General features: G+C 64.8%; 16 protein-coding genes and 2 pseudogenes. 10 read left to right on the top strand and 8 right to left on the bottom strand.

What is annotated here, in order from left to right:
* Window positions 1-558: 558 nt before the first annotated feature.
* Window positions 559-833, bottom strand: a pseudogene (locus VGR99_RS29900) (response regulator); the annotation flags it as partial.
* A 334-nt stretch (window positions 834-1167) separates the two neighbouring features.
* On the opposite strand from VGR99_RS29900, the gene VGR99_RS29895 reads away from it, so the two are divergent.
* From VGR99_RS29895 to VGR99_RS29880, 4 genes are all read left to right on the top strand, one after another.
* Window positions 1168-1878 carry a Crp/Fnr family transcriptional regulator gene (locus VGR99_RS29895; protein ID WP_326903544.1) on the top strand — a complete coding sequence of 237 codons (711 nt, stop codon included), beginning with the start codon at window positions 1168-1170 and terminating at the stop codon, window positions 1876-1878.
* A gap of 179 nt (window positions 1879-2057) precedes the next feature.
* Entirely contained in the window at window positions 2058-2756 is a 699-nt protein-coding gene (locus tag VGR99_RS29890; protein ID WP_326903543.1) for a Crp/Fnr family transcriptional regulator, read from the top strand.
* A 149-nt stretch (window positions 2757-2905) separates the two neighbouring features.
* Entirely contained in the window at window positions 2906-3283 is a 378-nt protein-coding gene (locus VGR99_RS29885) for an Hpt domain-containing protein (protein WP_326903542.1), read from the top strand.
* Between the two features lie 95 nt (window positions 3284-3378).
* Window positions 3379-3627, top strand: coding sequence for a hypothetical protein (locus tag VGR99_RS29880; protein WP_326903541.1), 249 nt, complete (start codon window positions 3379-3381; stop codon window positions 3625-3627).
* A 70-nt stretch (window positions 3628-3697) separates the two neighbouring features.
* Here the strand turns inward: VGR99_RS29880 and VGR99_RS29875 are convergent, their stop codons facing one another.
* Entirely contained in the window at window positions 3698-4321 is a 624-nt protein-coding gene (locus VGR99_RS29875) for a helix-turn-helix transcriptional regulator (protein ID WP_326903540.1), read from the bottom strand.
* 342 nt (window positions 4322-4663) lie between these two features.
* On the opposite strand from VGR99_RS29875, the gene VGR99_RS29870 reads away from it, so the two are divergent.
* The 3 genes from VGR99_RS29870 (at window position 4664) to VGR99_RS29860 (ending at window position 8089) form a co-directional block, all read left to right on the top strand.
* Window positions 4664-5827 (top strand): hypothetical protein, encoded by a 1164-nt coding sequence (locus VGR99_RS29870; RefSeq protein WP_326903539.1) that lies wholly within the window; start codon window positions 4664-4666, stop codon window positions 5825-5827.
* Between the two features lie 337 nt (window positions 5828-6164).
* Window positions 6165-6590 (top strand): hypothetical protein, encoded by a 426-nt coding sequence (locus VGR99_RS29865; protein ID WP_326903538.1) that lies wholly within the window; start codon window positions 6165-6167, stop codon window positions 6588-6590.
* Between the two features lie 284 nt (window positions 6591-6874).
* A complete protein-coding gene (locus VGR99_RS29860; protein ID WP_326903537.1) occupies window positions 6875-8089 on the top strand; it encodes an EAL domain-containing response regulator in 1215 nt (404 codons plus the stop codon).
* A gap of 133 nt (window positions 8090-8222) precedes the next feature.
* On the opposite strand, the gene VGR99_RS29855 is transcribed toward VGR99_RS29860, so the two are convergent.
* The gene (locus tag VGR99_RS29855; protein WP_326903536.1) at window positions 8223-8636 is read right to left on the bottom strand and encodes a hypothetical protein; all 414 of its coding nucleotides are present in this window, start codon (window positions 8634-8636) and stop codon (window positions 8223-8225) included.
* Between VGR99_RS29855 and VGR99_RS40115 the strand changes: the two are divergent.
* A pseudogene (locus VGR99_RS40115) lies at window positions 8633-8812 on the top strand (autotransporter outer membrane beta-barrel domain-containing protein); the annotation flags it as partial. The gene VGR99_RS29855 and the pseudogene VGR99_RS40115 sit on opposite strands and share 4 nt — an antisense overlap.
* Window positions 8813-8819: 7 nt before the next feature.
* Window positions 8820-11912, top strand: coding sequence for an autotransporter outer membrane beta-barrel domain-containing protein (locus VGR99_RS29850; protein ID WP_326903535.1), 3093 nt, complete (start codon window positions 8820-8822; stop codon window positions 11910-11912).
* On the opposite strand, the gene VGR99_RS29845 is transcribed toward VGR99_RS29850, so the two are convergent.
* Window positions 11913-12773 (bottom strand): DMT family transporter, encoded by an 861-nt coding sequence (locus VGR99_RS29845; RefSeq protein ID WP_326903547.1) that lies wholly within the window; start codon window positions 12771-12773, stop codon window positions 11913-11915.
* 161 nt (window positions 12774-12934) lie between these two features.
* On the opposite strand from VGR99_RS29845, the gene VGR99_RS29840 reads away from it, so the two are divergent.
* Window positions 12935-14308, top strand: a complete 1374-nt coding sequence (locus VGR99_RS29840) for a PLP-dependent aminotransferase family protein (RefSeq protein ID WP_326903546.1) — start codon at window positions 12935-12937, stop codon at window positions 14306-14308.
* Window positions 14309-14337: 29 nt separating this feature from the next.
* Here the strand turns inward: VGR99_RS29840 and VGR99_RS29835 are convergent, their stop codons facing one another.
* The 4 genes from VGR99_RS29835 to VGR99_RS29820 all read right to left on the bottom strand — a co-directional run bounded on the left by VGR99_RS29835 (window position 14338) and on the right by VGR99_RS29820 (window position 16929).
* Window positions 14338-14646, bottom strand: a complete 309-nt coding sequence (locus tag VGR99_RS29835) for a hypothetical protein (RefSeq protein WP_326903534.1) — start codon at window positions 14644-14646, stop codon at window positions 14338-14340.
* Window positions 14643-14927: a hypothetical protein gene (locus VGR99_RS29830; protein WP_326903533.1), complete on the bottom strand. Its 285-nt coding sequence runs from the start codon at window positions 14925-14927 to the stop codon at window positions 14643-14645. Before VGR99_RS29830 ends, VGR99_RS29835 begins: the two co-directional genes overlap by 4 nt.
* 137 nt (window positions 14928-15064) lie before the next feature.
* Window positions 15065-15649, bottom strand: a complete 585-nt coding sequence (locus tag VGR99_RS29825; RefSeq protein ID WP_414645201.1) for a GDYXXLXY domain-containing protein — start codon at window positions 15647-15649, stop codon at window positions 15065-15067.
* A gap of 8 nt (window positions 15650-15657) precedes the next feature.
* On the bottom strand, window positions 15658-16929 hold the full coding sequence (locus VGR99_RS29820) for a DUF2157 domain-containing protein (protein ID WP_326903531.1): 1272 nt from the start codon (window positions 16927-16929) through the stop codon (window positions 15658-15660).
* Between the last annotated feature and the right edge of the window lie 108 nt (window positions 16930-17037).

Raw genomic sequence — 17037 nt, 5'->3', positions numbered from 1 at the left:
TTGATGGTGTGGACCAGGCGGAAGATGTTATCGAGAATCTTGGCGTTGTTCGGCTCCTGCTCGAACTTCACCAGCTGATTGTCGACGGTGTCCAGGCTCTCGCTGGTCTCCGTCAGAAACTCCCGCAACAGATCATCCATGGACACGCCTTACTGAGCTGAACTTCGACGCCTGAGCCGCGCCTGGAATCGGCGGAAGTCTTCGCTTTCGATCGTTAGACAACCCCTTTCACGGTCCCGTTAATTTCATCCTCCGTGCTAATACGGATATTGAAACGAAGTTTGCCGTTCGACCGCAAGGCACTGCGATTTTCGGCAGATCCGGCGCGCGCCGTCGGGCGCGCAAGGCGAGAGGTAAACGCGCGGATAACAGCGTCACGACATGCGCAAAAGAATCCTGACAATATCGGGAGATATGCACGGCCCGCGCGAAGAGATTCAAATCACGCGCAATCGGTGACGCATGCGCACGACGTCTCGCATCTGACGCGCAGCATGGGTGCGGGCCGCACGCACGGTAAACGAAGACTTACCCGACGGCCGCGACCGTCGATATTCCCTAACGCAAACCTGCAGCCAGGGGACCTCTACTGCAGACTTCGCCCTCGCGCAGGCATTCATTGATGATGACGAGGAGTGCGTCGGGCGTGAACGGCTTACGCAGACAACGCGCCGCGCCAAGTTCGAGCGCCATGCGCAGGAAGTCCGGCGCCGAGCCGTCATGGTCGGCGAAGACGTAGCCGGACATGGCGATCAGCGGCACGGACGCGCGATCTCGTGAAACACCCTGATCGATTCGAAGCCGCGCATGCGCGGCATGAAAATGTCGACCAGCCACCAACCAATTGGTGATGGCTGACGATGCGCGCGCGAAGCGCGAGGCTCCGACAATCCATCGGCGTCCGACGGCCGTGCGGGTGCAATGGTTGCGGCTCACGAGGCCAACTGCCACTCTTTCCCGGCCTTGGACGCAGGACAGGCTCACCGGCCGTGGGCGAAAATCCGCACGCTTTTTCTCAATTCCGACGCAATTGCGACAGGCTGTCTGCCCTCTAGCGGGTATATGGACGGCGCCACAACCTTTAAAATATGATTGCATCGCCGTGCAACCGGATCACGAACCGGACGCGGTGTCGATCGTCCATCGCAAACGTCGGATTGAGCCTGCATGACCGCGAGCGGCCACCCGCCCAACCAGTTGCTGCAAATGCTCGGAACGGCTGATCTCGATTTGCTGCGCCCTCATCTCGCGACAGTCGAAATGGTCAGGGAAACTGTCTTGGGTGAAGCGGGCGCTGCGCTGAAATATGTCTACTTCCCGCATGCCGGTTCGGTGTCGATCACGGTGGCCATGTCCGAGGGGCAGATGATCGAGGTCGCGATGCTGGGCCGCGACAGCGTCGTGGGCGGCGGCGGCGCCCTGGCCGATGGCATCGCACCGGCGGACGCGGTCGTGCTGTTCCCGGGAACCGCGTCCGTGCTTGAAATCGCGGCCTTCCGCGCCGTCGCGGCCGCAAGCGTCCCGTTTCGCAGCCTGATGATCCGCCACGAGCAGGCGCTGCTCGCACATGCGCAGCAATCCCTGCTCTGCAATACGCTGCACCCGGTCGAGGCCCGGCTGGCGCGCTGGCTGTTGCGTGCCCGCGACCTCTCGGACAGCGAGATGCTTCCGCTGACCCAGGAGACGCTGGCGCAGATGATGGGCGTGCGGCGCAACGCCATTTCCCTCGTCGCGCATGCACTCCAGCGTGCCGGCATCATCCACTATACGCGCGGGCAGATCGAAATCGTCAATCTGCCCGTGCTGAAGACGATGTCCTGCGATTGCTATGCAACCGTAAAGGCCCGCCACGCGGCCATCATCGGAATCCGGCAATGACGCAGATGCGATGCACTGCATGCCGCCATGCACACAAACGGCATGGCGTAGTCGTCCGGATTCCAATGTACCAATTGCCAATATATCCCGACGTGAACATGGTGGAACTTAACCGCATTGAGAACGAATTAGCTCATTGCGATTAACGGGCGCGGAGACGGGAGGCAGCTTTGGAAACGATGGTGCGTCCATCCAACGGTTTCCTGTCCGCACTATCGGCGGACGATTATGAATTGCTCCGCCCGCATCTGCGCACGATCGACCTGCCGCACGAGGCCGTGCTGGTCGAGACCGGCGAGACGCTCACGCGGGCCTATTTTCCGCACCGCGGCGTCATCTCGCTGGTGGTGAAGCTCGCCAAGGGCGAACATGTGCAGGTCGCCATGATCGGGCGCGACAGCCTGCTAGGAACGCTCTCGACCATGGGCGATGCCTGCGCGCTGAACACGGCGATCGTGCTGGTTCCCGGGGCCTCGTCCGTGATGGATCTCGACCGCCTGCGCATGGCAGCCGACCAGAGCAGTACGCTACGGACGTTGCTCACGCGCCACGGGCTGGCGGTCTACGCGCAGGTGCAGCAGACCGCGGGCTGCAACGCCGCCCATCCCGTGGAATCGCGGCTGTCGCGCTGCCTGTTGCATACCCATGACCTGTCGGGCGACTACCGTCTGCTGCTGACCCAGGAGGCCATGGCGCAAATGATCGGGGCGCGGCGCAACAGCGTGTCGCTGGTCGCCCACACCTTGCAGCAAGCCAATTTCATCCACTACAGCCGCGGACACATCCAGATCCTGAACCTGGACGGCCTGCGCCAGACCGCCTGCGAGTGCTACGCCACGGTGAAGGGCCAGTACGACCGGCTGCTCGGCCAGCGCTGACCGGTCGCGTGGTAAACTCGCGGCTAATGCCGGCCTGCAAACACGCATGGTCCTGCTACCGGAACTGAAATTCAAATGCCGTAGACACGGTGCGCCTCGCGCCGCACGGGCCGCGCGACCAACCAACCGTGACCAGGACAGGCAGCCCCATGTTTGAAGTGACCGTCGCGCCTGCCGAGCTGGCGCTCGATGCCGAGCCCGCGCGCGAGCCGGGCGCATATGCGGCACTCGTGCGCGAGATCGGCGAGGATGGCGCCGGTGAGGTGCGCGCTGTGTTCTGGAGCGAAACCTCCGCACGGCTGCAACTGTTCCGCACGCATTCGCTTGCCCAGCACCACGCCAGGATCACGCGCGAAGCGCATTCGCTGAAAAGCGCGGCCGGAACGTTCGGCTATGTCAGGCTCGCGGCGCTGGCGCTGCGACTGGAGAAGAGTGCGGAAACGCTCGGCGATGCTGCATTCCACGATCTCCTGGATCGGATGGACGCCGCCTACGCCGCCGCGCGCGCACAGGAGCCGCAGGCCTAAAGCGCGTGCGAAACCCGCCGTACTTCTACGGTTTGGGATTTTCACAGATGGCTAATCATAGGTGGCGATAGTCGCGGGAAACCAGGAGGGTTTCCATGTTCACCTACGAGACTGCGGACCAGAAGGAGGTCCGTCGCTTCCGCATCGCCCAGTTCAACGGCCGCATGGCAACGGTGACATCTGGGGACTCGACGGTGACTGGCTTCGTGCGCTCGGTCCTGGAGCAGGAATCGAGCACGCCCCCGCGCTGGACCATCACCATCATCCCGAACGCGCCGAAGGAAGAGATCAAGCCGCTGCGGTCCTCGTCGCGCGCGCGTCCCTTCGCCGAAGATTATTTCTGAGCACGATCGGATAGCCGGGGATTCCGATATCCCGGGCGCGCCGCCGGCCGGCGGCACAACGCTGGCAGCCTCAATCGATCGAATGCAGCAGCGCCGCGCGGACCAGGTCCGCGGTGTTGCGGGCGCCGAGCTTGCGCATCGCCTCGGCGCGATGGCTCTCGAACGTGCGCGGACTGATCTGCATCCGCAGCGCGCCCTGCTTGTTCGAATAGCCCTCGCTGATCAGCCGCAGCACCTCGCGTTCGCGCTTGGTCAGCCGCTTCTGGCCGGACGGGCCCGGCAGCTCGGCACTCGGCACGCGCGGGGCTTGCTGGGCGCGGGCGACCTTCAACTCGGAATCCTCGGTCACGGACGGGACCGGCAAGCTGCCCTTGTGAGGACCGGCCAACTGCTTGACCAGGCCGCAAACGCGCTCGGTCTGCGCCAGCGCATTCTCGACCACCCGCTGCAAATAGACCCGATCGCCGGTCACCGGCGCGAGCTGATCGCTGTGGTGCTTGATTTCGCCCATGTAGAGCAGGAGTGCGGTCAGGGGGCCATTGAGCTCGCGGGCGATGGCGGCGGCCATTTCGTCGGCGGCCTTCGCGCGGGCAGCGTTCAGGCGGACGAAATCGAGCTCTTCAACGGGAGCGGCGCTGCTTTCGTACCATTCCGACGGCCGCGAATCGGTGGCCGTATCATTCTGTGACCCCATGTGACCTGTTTAGCGGAACCGGGGGCGGTCTGTGGTTAACTTTTTGCTCCGTAAGACTACGGTGATTTTGGCGGTTTTGCGCTAAAATACCGGCAGCGGCACAATTTATGCTTGCGCGAGGCTTGCGGCGATCATTCAAGGGTTGAGGATTTCACCCGGATTCCCGAGCCGCCCTGCCAAAAGCTCCCCCTCCCCGCCGTTGTCCGGCCTGGGTCCGCGCCCCCGGACTTTACGGAATAATTAACGGCAACTTGCTTCTCTGGATCACGATTGAGAGCGCGCAAATGCCTCCATGCATTGAGCCGGTAGGCTTGCTGGAATCGTTGCGAAAGATTGCGTGCCATGAACGACATCGATCGCCTGTCGGAATTCCTGCAGCGGCTGACGCCGCTGTCGCGCAGCTGTCTGCTCAGCGAGCTCGAACGGCTCGAGTTGTGCGGCATCGACATGCCGGGCTCGGCCTCGGTCCAGGCGCGCCTGCGCGCCGAGTTTCGCAAGGACGGATCGACCCAGGCGCGCGCCACCAGCCCCTCGCGCTATTTCTTCGCGCCGCTTGAGCTGCTGCTGATCGACGGCGCGCCCGAGCATCCAAACGCCGGACGGATCTCGCGCAACACGCTGACCCCGATCTGGGAGTGGATCTGCCGCGACCTGCTGCCGACCATGGCACGCGACTACATCAAGGCGATCAACGACCAGGTCGCCGCCAACAATCCCAAGGAAGTGCTGAAGACCGCGTCGACCTTCCAGACCAAGGTCGTCAAGGTACTCGAGAACACGCTGGCTTCAGCCGAGAGCACCGAGTTCGCCCGCGGCAAGCTCTTGCAATATACGGCCTCGCGCACCGCTTTCGACGACGTGCGGAAGATGCAGCAAGTGCTGCGCGCCGGCGACGCGCTGCCGAAGTTCAATGAAAAGCTGCCCGAGAAGATCGCGAAATTCGACGACGGCCAGGTTACACAGATCACCGCGCTGCTCGACGCCTTCAAGAAGGCCCATCCCGATGCGCTGCCCTTCGCGCTGGCGCTGGTGGCGCGGCGGCTGAAGACGTCGTGGGAACTGGTGCGCCTCGCCACCAGGGCCGCCGCGAGCAAGAGCGCGGCCGATGTCGCCGCCACGCCCTATGCTTGCGTCGTTGCCATGGTGCTCGACCGGCTCGACGACAAGCGCCTCGCGCTGAGGGTCGCGCTCCGGCACAACCGGGTGCTGGTCGCACGCGACCTGCTGACCGAGATCTACGACACCGAATATGCGCTGAAGGTCCGTATCGACGGCATCGAGGCCAGCGAATGGGGCATCCGCCTGCAGCAATTGATGGACTCGATCGCAGCGCTGGTCTCGGCCGAGGTCAGCCGCTTTCCGTCAAATGTCGGTCACATCCTCGGCTCGCGCCGGCTGCGCAGCCACGACACGCTCGGCGGCAAGCTTTCCTATCTGGCCTGGAAGGGACGGGACGCCGTGCAGGACGGCGCGGCAGCGTTTCGCAAATTGATCGGGCAGACCTGATATCGCACCGCGCGGTTAATCCATCCGCGGAAGGCACAGGAAGCGATCCATAAATCGCCCTGACAGCACGAACCTGAACCACCAATACATCATTCGCCGCATCGACATAGCTGTAATCCTGAACAGCCCACCACCGGCTGAGTGGAGCAATAGCGCAGGTGCAGCAATACGCGTGTGATGTAGTTCACATTTGCGCCGTGGCGCCGGCGCGCATTGTCGCATAACTGTCACGAGCGCGTGACGAAACATGCGCGCATCGCGCGAAAATGAGTTCGTCCGTCGCGCGCCTCGCCCCTATTCTCCGGTCCATCGCATGAGCATTGGGAAGGAGTTCGCGATGAGATCGAACCGACGACTGTTGACGGCGGCGGCCTTGCTCGCCGGCGCGCTGGCGCTCACGTCGACGACGATGGCGCAGACGTCGCCGCCGCAGAGCAATGCTGCGCCGACGGCCGACAACGCGGTGCTGCTCACCGTCTTCTTCAAGCACGACCAGTCGCGTCCGTTGAACGAGCTGAATGCACAGCTCGAGAAGCAAGGCTATTACAAATCCTTCCCGCCATCAGGAATCGAGGTCGTGAGCTGGTACGTGATGATGGGCATCGGCCAGGTGATTACGCTGCGCCTGCCGGCCTCGCGCCTGCGCGAAGTCAATCGCATCATCGAGGATAGCGCGTGGGGTCCGTACCGCACCGAGTTCTATCCGACCTACGATTACAAGGCCGTCGGCATGGCTCAACACGACAAGGCCACAGCCAATTGAGGCGTCCATTATTCAATTGGGCGAAGCGCGTGCGGCTTCGTCCAATTACAGGACATCGGCGCGCGCGCAGCGGAATCGCACATCGGGAAAATCTCGCATGAATTGCCGCATGCGCCCGCGCAACGCATGGCCAGACGTAAAAACTTCCCGAAGAAGATCCATACAATTTTAGAAATGATGCGAGCTTTAACGTTACCCAGATAATTCAACAATCGACTGAAGCCCTCCTTATTTGAAACTGCTCACGTCGCTAACACACCGACACGGAACGGGAGTGGTTTGCGATGAACGATGAACTTGTTGAACTCGCCGCGCGGAGGCCAAGAACCTTCGGGCGGCGAAAAATGACGCCGCGCGCGTGCGTGGCCGACAGCAAGCGCCACTTGCGCGCCTTCATGAGCGAGGTGCTGGAGGATCTCGGCTTCGTCACCAGCGAATGCGCCAGCGCCGACGAGCTGCAGGCGATGCTGGCCAACGATCTGCCGGATCTGATCCTGCTCGGCATCGCCGCCGATGGCATCGAGCCGGGAAAATTCCTGGAGATCCTGGTGCGCGAGGCTTTCGACGGCAAGGTTCTGGCCGTCGGCGCCCGCGAGTCGATCATCGTCAGGGCGGTTCAGCAGGTCGGCGAGGAATACGGCCTTGCGATGCTGCCGCCGCTGACGACGCCGTTTGCCGCGGAGACGCTGCGCGAGCGCGTCGCGATGCTGTTGCCGGAGGAGCCGGCACCGAGCCCGGCGGTGCATGTCGGCGAGGCCCTTCACGCCGGCTGGCTCGAGCTCTGGTACCAGCCCAAGATCGACGCGCGCACGCTGGTCCGCAGCGGCGCGGAGGCATTGGTGCGGATGCGGCATCCGACCTGGGGCGTGGTGCCGCCCGCCTATTTCATTCCTGAAGCGCACGACCCGCATTTGCGCGATCTCTCGGAATTCGTGATCGGGCGCGCGCTGCAGGACTGGCACTATCTGCTGGAGCGGCAGAGCCAGGTCGATCTCTCGATCAATCTGCCGACCTCGTATCTGAAGGAGCCGCATGCTGTCCACGATCTCTGCCGCCGGATGCCGACGCATCCGGCCTTCGGCGGACTGACGATCGAGATCGACAGCGAGGAAGCGATCCGCGATCTCGACCTGCTAACCGAGATCGCGCGCGAGATGCGCCTGCACAATATCGGCCTGTCGATCGACAATCTCGGCGCCAACTGGCCCTCGCTGATGGATCTGGACAGGGTCCCCTTCATCAAGCTGAAGGCCGACCGTCACTTCGTCACCGGCAGCGGCACCGACCGACTGAAGCGCACGGTGTGCCGCCACATCGTCGAGCTCGCGCAGCGCTATGGTGTCCACACGGTGGCCGAAGGCGTCGAGAGCCGCGCCGACCTCGTCGCCGCCAACGAGCTTGGCTTCGACCTCGTGCAGGGCTTTCTGTTCGGCAAGCCGATGCCGCTGAAGAAGTTCGCACGGAGCGCGCTGACGCGAACGGTGATGGGAAATGAATGACAGAACCGCGCCCACGTGCGGAGCGAGCAGACAACTGTGTCACAAACCACACAATGTCAGAAACATAGCGCAAGATCCGGCAAAATCTCTCCCCTGTTCCTAGTTGCGTCAGGAGAGTTGCGCTAACCTGCTGCTACTCGGCGCGCGAGCGCCTTGCGTGCGGAAAAGTGGCTTGGGGTGAAGCAGGGGTGAGTAAACCGGGTTGCAGCTCGCACGGCTTGGCTTTGCTTGCCTCGACCGCAATCCTTTCCCTTGGTATCGGAGAAGCGGGCGCGGCCTGCAACGTGACCTCGTCCCCGAATTCGGTCATCTGCGCGGCCAATACCACGACGACGCTGATGACCAACACCGACGCCGGCAACCCGAGCTCCAGCGATGACCGGCAGGTGTTCACGACTGGTGGCGCGGTGACCGCCACCGTGAATGCGGGCGTGACCGTCAACGGAAACGGCCTGACGATCGACACGACGGCAGAAGCCGGCCCCGCCAGCGCCATCACGTTCATCAACAACGGTTCGGTCACCAGGCCGAGCGCGTCCGGCAGCACTGCCCGGCGCCAGCTTCGTCGTCAACGGCGCGGCGCAGGCGCCCGACTCCGCGCTGGTCACGGCCGCGGTCGAGCACCGATGGCTCACCGGCTGGTCGGCCGCGGCGACCTTCGAAGGCGAATTTTCCGACGTCACGCGCTCATACGCCGGCAAGGGCGTGGTGCGGTACATGTGGTGCGCACATGAAGGCAGGACGCACCGGGCTTCGAGAACTGAGCCGACGTCACCTGCTGGCGACGACGGCGCTCGTGGGGGCCGCGCTGGGTCTCGCCGGGACTCTGGATGCGGCGCGAGCCCAGTCGGTCTGGGGCGGCCCTGGCAGCAGCACGGCGACGACCGACTACAATCTCGGCACCAACTGGGGTCCGGCCACGGCGCCGGTCGCGGCGGGCCAGTCCGCCGTTTTCGGGGCAACCGGAAGCTCAACCGTCACCGTGACGGCCGGTCCGGTCGCGCCTGACGCATGGATCTTCAGCAGTAGCGCTCACAACTACAGTATCGCTGGTGCGGCAGTTAATTTCAGCCTGGCCGGCGCCAGTGGCGGCCTCATCAACAACGCTGGTCTCGGCACGACGATCGCGATCTCCAATATCGGAGAATCGGTCGCCGGCGTGCAGGTGCAACAGCTTGGGGCCGGCACGCTGTCGCTGTCCGGCGCCAACACCTACACCGGTCCGACGACGGTGAGCGGCGGGAGTCTGATCCTCGCCACCGGCGCCAGCATCACGTCGGATGTCATCAACAGCGCCTATTTTTCCAACGGCGGCACTGTCACGGGGGCAGTGACCAACACCGGCGTCGTTCAGGCTGGCAGGACGCTCCTATCAACGTTTAACGGCGCGATCGTCAATACCAATGCCGGATACTTTTCGGTCGATTACCAGGTGGTTGCGGTTGCCAACGGCACTTTCCTCAACAGCGGAACGGCCCAACTTGTGATCGGGCTCGCAGGCCAACTGAGCGGCATAACCACCCTGACCAATTCGTCGACCCTGGCGCGGGGCATCATCATCGGTGAACTCGGCTCCTTGAGCGCGGATCACGTGATCAATGCCGTAGGCGCGACGATCGACAACAGCGGCACGCTGACGTCGTTGCACGGCCCGGTCATCAACGCCGGCGGGCTCAATATGCGCCCAGAGGCCACGTTGGTCGGCGGCATCAACAACACCGGAACGGTGGCTGCAAGCGGTTCCGTTTCAGGCGCGATCGTGAATGCCGGTGCGGGTCAGTTCTATGCAGCGCGCCTGAGCGGCGACAGTGGATTCCTCAACCAGGATGCGGCGCAGCTCATCGTGTCGAGCAACCATACCCGGGGCTACAGCTTGCCGTCGCTGACCAACACATCGACGGCGGCAGCGGGGATCAACGTCACGGCCGACGGCATGCTAAGCGTGAGTGGTGCACTGACCAATTCCGGCAACATCCGGATCGACGGCACGGTGGTGGCCGGCAGCATCAATAATCAAGCCGGCGGCTCGATCTTTGCCAACGGCCCGGTGAGCAGCAATCTCAGTAATGCAGGGTTCGTCGAAAACATCGCCCTCTGGACCGGCACGGTCGACAATACCGGCACCTTCCAGAACGATGCCATCGTCGGGCAGGTTTCCGGCCTCCTGACCAACACCGCCGGCACCACGATCAACAACGGCGCGCTGAATGGTGGCGCCAGCGTCACCGGCGGCGTGTTCACCGGGACCGGTACGGTCACCAACCTCACGGTATCAGGCGGCACGTTTGCGCCGGGTGACGGCACGGCCGGCAGCTCGATGACGGTGACCGGCAGCCTCGCCCTTCAGTCGGCTGCGTTCTATCTGGTGCAGCTCAATCCCACCACGTCGTCATTCGCCAATGTGACCGGCAGCGCGACGCTTGCCGGCAAGGTCAACGCCGTCCTTGCGCCGGGCAGCTATGTGGCGAAGAGATATACCATCCTGGCCGCGGCTGGCGGCATCGCCGGCGCGTTCGGCTCCGTGGTCAACAGCAACCTTCCGTCGGGTTTCCAGACCAGCCTGAGCTACGACGCCAACCATGCCTATCTGGATCTGGCGCTCTTTAGCGGTCCGAGCTTCCCCGGTGGCCTCAACGGCAACCAGCAGAACGTCGCCAACGCGCTGACCAATTTCTTCAACACCACCGGCGGCATCCCCGCGGTCTACGGCAGCCTGACCGCTGCCGGCCTGACACAGGCCTCGGGCGAGCTTGGCACCGGCACGCAGCAGACGACGTTCACTGCCATGGGGCAGTTCATGGGCCTGCTCACCGATCCCTTCACGGATCGCGGCGGGGCGGCCAATCCGAACGTGAATGCGCCGGGCTTTGCCGATGAGGAAGCGCTCGGCTACGCCGCGAAGGACAGGCGCCTCGCCGCCGAGCGCGACGCCTATGCGATGTTCACCAAGGCGCCGCTGCGCAGCGTGTACCAGCCGCGCTGGAGCGTGTGGGCGGCCGGCTTCGGCGGCTCGCAGAATACCGACGGCAATGTCGCGGCCGGCTCGAACAACACCACCAGCAGCATCTTTGGCACCGCCATCGGCGCAGACTATCTGCTCTCGCCGCGCACCATCGCCGGCTTTGCGCTCGCCGGCGGCGGCACCAGCTTTGCGGTCTCGGGCTTCGGCTCCGGCCGCTCCGACTTGTTCCAGGCCGGCGCTTATGTGCGCCACGCCAACGGCCCCGCTTACGTCTCGGCGGCGCTCGCCTATGGCTGGCAGGACATCACCACCAATCGCACGGTGACGATCGCGGGCGTCGATCAGTTGCGCGCGGAGTTCAACGCCAATGCGTGGTCCGGCCGGCTCGAGGGCGGTTACCGCTTCGTGGTGCCCTGGGCGGGAGGCATCGGGCTCACGCCCTATGCGGCCGGCCAATTCACCACCTTCCAGCTTCCGGCCTATGTGGAGAGCGTGGTCTCCGGCGGCGGCGCGTCTGCGCTGGCCTACGGCGCCAAGAGCGTTACCGACACCCGCACCGAGCTGGGCTTTCGCAGCGACAAATCCTTTGCCGCCACCGGCGGCATCGTGACGCTGCGCGGCCGGCTCGCATGGGCGCATGACTTCAATCCGGACCGTGGCGCTGCCGCGACCTTCCAGGCGCTACCTGGCGCAAGCTTCGTCGTCAACGGCGCGACGCAGGCGTCCGACGCAGCGCTCGTCACCGCAGCCGCCGAGAAGCGCTGGATCAACGGCTGGTTCGCCGCCGCCACCTTCGAGGGCGAGTTCTCGCAAGTTACGCGCTCCTACGCCGGCAAGGGCGTGGTGCGATATCAGTGGTAATCAGGCATAGCGCCGCGCGAAGAACACGCAGACGACCACCAGCACGGTCGCGGCGATCATGCTCCAGGCGACCGGCTCGTGCAGCAGGAAGCCGGCGAGCGCGAGGCCGAAGAACGGCTGGAGCTGCTGCAACTGACCGACGCGGGCGATGCCGCCGACCGCAAGGCCGCGGTACCAGAAGATGAAGCCGACGAACATGCTGAAGATCGAGACGTAAGCGAGCCCGATCCAGGCGGGCGCGCCGACTCCGCTCCATGTCTGCGGCCAGGTCAGGACCGCGACCGGGATCATCAGAGGCAGCGCCAGCAGCAACGCCCAGGAGATCACCTGCCAGCCGCCAAGACGGCGCGACAGCGCGGCGCCTTCGGCATAGCCGAGCCCGCATAGCACGATCGCGGCGACCATCAGGAGATCGCCGGTGACCGATGCCGAACCGTCATTCGAAAGCGCAAAGCCCGCCACCGTGGCGCTGCCCAGAATCGCGAACAACCAGAACAGCGGTTGCGGCCGCTCGCCGCCGCGCAGCACGGCAAAGATCGCGGTCGACAGCGGCAGCAAGCCGATGAAGACGATCGAATGCGCGGAGGTGATGTGCTGGAGCGCGAGCGCAGTCAAAAGCGGAAAGCCGACCACGACGCCGATGGAGACGATGGTGAGTGAGACGAGATCCTTCTGCTGCGGCCGCGCCTGACGGAGCAGGAAGAGCACGGCGACGCCGATCAGCGCGGCGATGACCGCACGCGCCGACGTCAGGAACAGCGCGGAGAAGCCGCCGACCGCCACGCGCGTCGCCGGCAGGGAGCCGCTGAAGATGATGACGCCGAGAAGCCCATTGCCCCAGCCGCTGCCCGCAGTTTGCATGTCCATCCCATTCTTTTGAGGTGCGACACTCGGCCTTCCGAGCTGGCGATACCAGTCACAATCCAGTACAATTCGGCAAAACTGTATGGGTATGGAAGGTCATACACTTGGATCACGAGGCGCCAGTCAAGGGCCGCGGCGGCACCCGGACCGTCGACGTGATGGGCGCGATCCGCGCCAAGGTCGCCGGCCGCGCGCTCGGGGCCGGCGACCGCCTGCCGTCCATCCGCAGCCTCGCCGCCGCGATGGGCGTTTCGCCCTCCACCGTCGTCGAAGCCTATGATCGCCTCGCCGCCGAAGGCCTGATCCGCGCCCGCCGCGGCTCGGGCTTCTATGTGTCGCCGACCGTCACGCCGCCGCTGACGCTGACCGAGGTCGAGCCGCGCCGCGACCGGGCGGTCGATCCGTTCTGGGTCTCCCGGCAGTCGCTCGATACGGACGATGCCGTGCCGAAGCCCGGCTGCGGCTGGCTGCCGCCGGAATGGATGCCGGAGGCGGCGCTGCGCCGTGCCACCCGCGCGCTCGCCCGCACCGACGCCAGTGTGCTCACCAATTACGGCTCGACCTCCGGCTCCCTCGCGCTGCGCCGGCTGCTGCTGACGCGTCTCGCCGAAGACGAGATCGAGGCCTCGATCAACCAGCTCATGCTGACCGGCTCGGGCACGCAGGCCACCGACCTGATCTGCCGCTTCCTGCTCCGCCCCGGCGACACCGTGCTGGTGGACGATCCCTGCTACTTCAATTTTCGCGCGCTGCTGCGGGCGCATCAGGCAAAGATCGTCAGCGTGCCCTATACGCCGGCGGGGCCCGACGTCGCGCGCTTCGAGCAGATCCTCGCCGGCGAACGGCCGCGGCTCTACATCACCAATTCAGCGCTGCACAATCCGACCGGCGCGACGCTCTCGCTCCAGACCGCGCACCGGCTGTTGACCGCGGCCGCCGCCCACGACCTCACCATCATCGAGGACGATATCTTCGGCGACTTCGAGCCGGAGCGCTCGCCGCGCCTCGCCGCGCTCGACGGATTGAACCGCGTGATCCGCATCGGCAGCTTCTCCAAGACGCTGTCGGCCTCGGTGCGCTGCGGCTACATCGCCGCGCGCGGCGACTGGATCGAGCATCTCGTCGACCTCCAGGTCGCAACCAGCTTTGGCGGCCCGAGCCCGGTCGCCACCGAGATCATCGCAAAGGTGCTGGCCGGCGGCAGCTATCGCAAGCACATGGACGAGCTTCGGCAGAAGCTGACGCGCACCCGCCGCGACGTCGCGCGCAAGCTGCAGGCGCTGGGCATCGAGCCCTGGCTGATGCCGCGCGGCGGCTTCTTCCTCTGGTGCCGTCTCGCGGACGGGCAGGACGCCACAGCCGTCGCGCGCGCCGCGCTCGAAGAGGATGTCGTGCTCGCGCCCGGCAACGTCTTCAGCGTCTCGCAGACGGCGTCGCGCCTCATGCGCTTCAACGTGGCGCATATGAGCGAAACGCGGGTGTGGGACGTGCTGCGGCGGGCGCTGAAGGCGGCAGACTGTCGCGCTAAATAATCCGACCTAAATAGGCGCAGAAGGACCGATTAACGGATAAGCAGCCTTACCAGTTGAAGCAAGGCTCCAAGCGCAGCGGCAACAGCGCCGGCTTCGACGGCCCAGGCTACATAGCGATACTGTGCTGGTCGCGCCTTCTGTCGTTGTATCCAATCATTGAGACCAAAGGAAAATGCCTTGGCAAAGTAGAGCCCTGTGTCGACGAACGGGGCTCGAACGCTCTCACCAAGAGATGACCGCCTATTGCGGAGTTGTACGATCGTAAAGGTCGCGCCGACGATATTCGTAACCATCCAAAACAACGCAACCGCGAGCACTAGATAGTCGTGGGTCGTCATGGCCGCATAATCCCGATCACCGCAGAAACGATCCAGGCGACGCCCGCGAGAACGCCGATTCCCGTGCCTATTGCCGCCAATATATTGACGAAAGTCGGCTCTGAAAGGGCTAACGCCGCAGTGCAAAGCGTGGCACCCAAAGTCGCCAAGATAGCAGCGGCCAAGTTCCACTTGGCGGCATTCATAATATCCCCCAAAGAATTGCTCGCAAATATACACTTAAGGTTGAAGTTGTACAATCGCTCTCTGCAATCGGACGATTGAATTAGCTTGGTGCTCAACCTCACGTCTTATCGCGCGAAGTCATGCCTCGCCCGATGGCGGCCGCAATGCGCTCGACGCTTCAACGTCGCTCGATCGGCCACCTGCAGATGTGGGATGTGCGGCGGCGAGCGCTGAAAGCGAAGCCGATCGACCGCTAATACAACGGCTCCTCGTAGACCGGCTCGCCGTCGAGCAGCAACCGCTTGATGGCGGCGCGGCCGGAGGGCAGCACGGCGGCGACGACGCGCAGCTTCTGCTGGTTGCGCGCCTGCTCGAGCTTGCGGCCCTCGCCCTCGGGCACGAAATAGCTTTCGAGGCCGTATTTGATGGTCAGCTTGTCGCAGAAGATTCGGCTGGTCGAACCGCAGGAATAGCTGACGCGGCCGCGGATCAGGATTTCGGGCGCGGTGACCGCAACAGGCTCGGCGGACACCGAGACGGCCTCGTAAAGGCCGCTGGCATTGGGCACGAGCTTGACGAACACGACGGGATTGCGCGCCTCGGCGGTCTTGCCGGCGAGGGCGCCTGCCGGCAGTTGCGAGATGTCGTAGCGGAGCACGACATAGTCGCCGCGCAGGAAATCGCGGGGATCGACCGGCTGGGTCTGCAGGGTCACCTCACGCCCCTCGCGCAGGATCTGCATGCGGTCGGCGACCATCAGGACCAGCAGCACGCATTGCAGCAGGATGGCGACGCCAAACAGCACGGCTTTCGGGATGCGCTGCCAGAGCTTTGTCATGGGCTCGATCATCGCTGAGCCCTCGGCAGCGCGCGATTGAGCGCGGTGGAAAATACGACGGCGATGACACCGGCCGCCGCAAGGAAGGCCGAGCGGCGCAGCAGCGAGCCCTTCACCGCCCAGGTGATGCCGGCAATCACGCCGGCGATCCCGAGCCATCCGGCCACGATGCGCGGGCGGACGTCATCGAGCATGCCGGAAACGACGAGGCAGAGCATGGCACAGAGCAGCGCGGCATAGGCGAACCAGGACTCGCCGGCCGCGGATGCCGGCCAGATCGGCGCGGCGAGCAGGACGAGCCCGATCGCGCAGGCTGCAAGGATCTCGCCAGCGCGCTTCGTGAGCGCAGCGGAGGCGAGAGCGAGCACCACGCCCGCAGCCCCGCATAGAATCGACCATAGCGGCTGGGCCGACGACGCACCGGTCCGGAAGCGGAAGAGATCGTCGACCGTTGTCACCTCGAGGAAGGCAACGACGGCCAGCGCAAACGCGCCGTAAACCGACAGTACGGCGCCAAGCCGCAGCGCCCGCGGCGACGGCGCGGCCGCAATGGCAAGCCCGGCGCCGAACAGCAGCGCCGCGCCGTTCGCGAGCACGAAGGATGGCTGGCCCCCGTCGAAATCGAAGCGAAGCGATGTCGCGACCCACCATGGCAGCACCGCAATCGCGACGAGGTGGGCCGCGACGCGCGAATTCCACGCGAACGCGAGAGCGGCAGCGATCAGCCAGGCGACCACGAACGGAAGATGCAGGACATCAGGCGCATCGTAGATCCGCATGCAGGTCCAGATGCAGGCGGCGACGAGGCCGACCGCGAGCGCGCCACGCGAGCCGGTCAACAGGGCGGCAGCAAACGCGCCGATCGACCACAGCAGCATGCCACCGGCAAAATCATCGCCCAGATGATACATCTGGCCGACCAGCGCGATGCCGGCGCCGAAGATGATCGCGCCGATGCTGGCGCAGAGATCGGCGAGGACCGTGCGGCCCGCCGTGGCGAACCACGCCCCGAGACCGCCGGCGATGACCATGCCGGCCAGCAGGATCGCGAAGCGCAACGACCGCGCGATCTCGGTCCAGTGCGCGGCGACGAAAGCGAGGAATGCGGCAGCGATCAACAGGCCGCCGACGATGGCAACCGCCACCGCGATATTAACGCCGGGCGACAGCGGCGGCAGCACGTTGCGGATCGAGGCGGCCGCCGCCGGCGCGATCACGCCATCGGCTTCCCATTGCGCAAGGTCAGCTTCGAGGCGCTGCCGGTAGGCCTTGTCGAACATCGTCGTTCATCACCTGACTGCCTGCCGGCGCTCACTCCCTGCCGGCCGCGGGATGTTGGTCGGGTTGCGACGATGGCAGGTTCAACCTGTCACCGCCATGCTTTGCAA

Origin of the sequence: Bradyrhizobium sp. (assembly GCF_035935975.1) — a bacterium.
In the GTDB taxonomy this organism is placed as follows: domain Bacteria; phylum Pseudomonadota; class Alphaproteobacteria; order Rhizobiales; family Xanthobacteraceae; genus Bradyrhizobium.
Note: the sequence above shows the minus strand (reverse complement) of the source record. Positions and strands in the feature narration are given on the sequence as shown.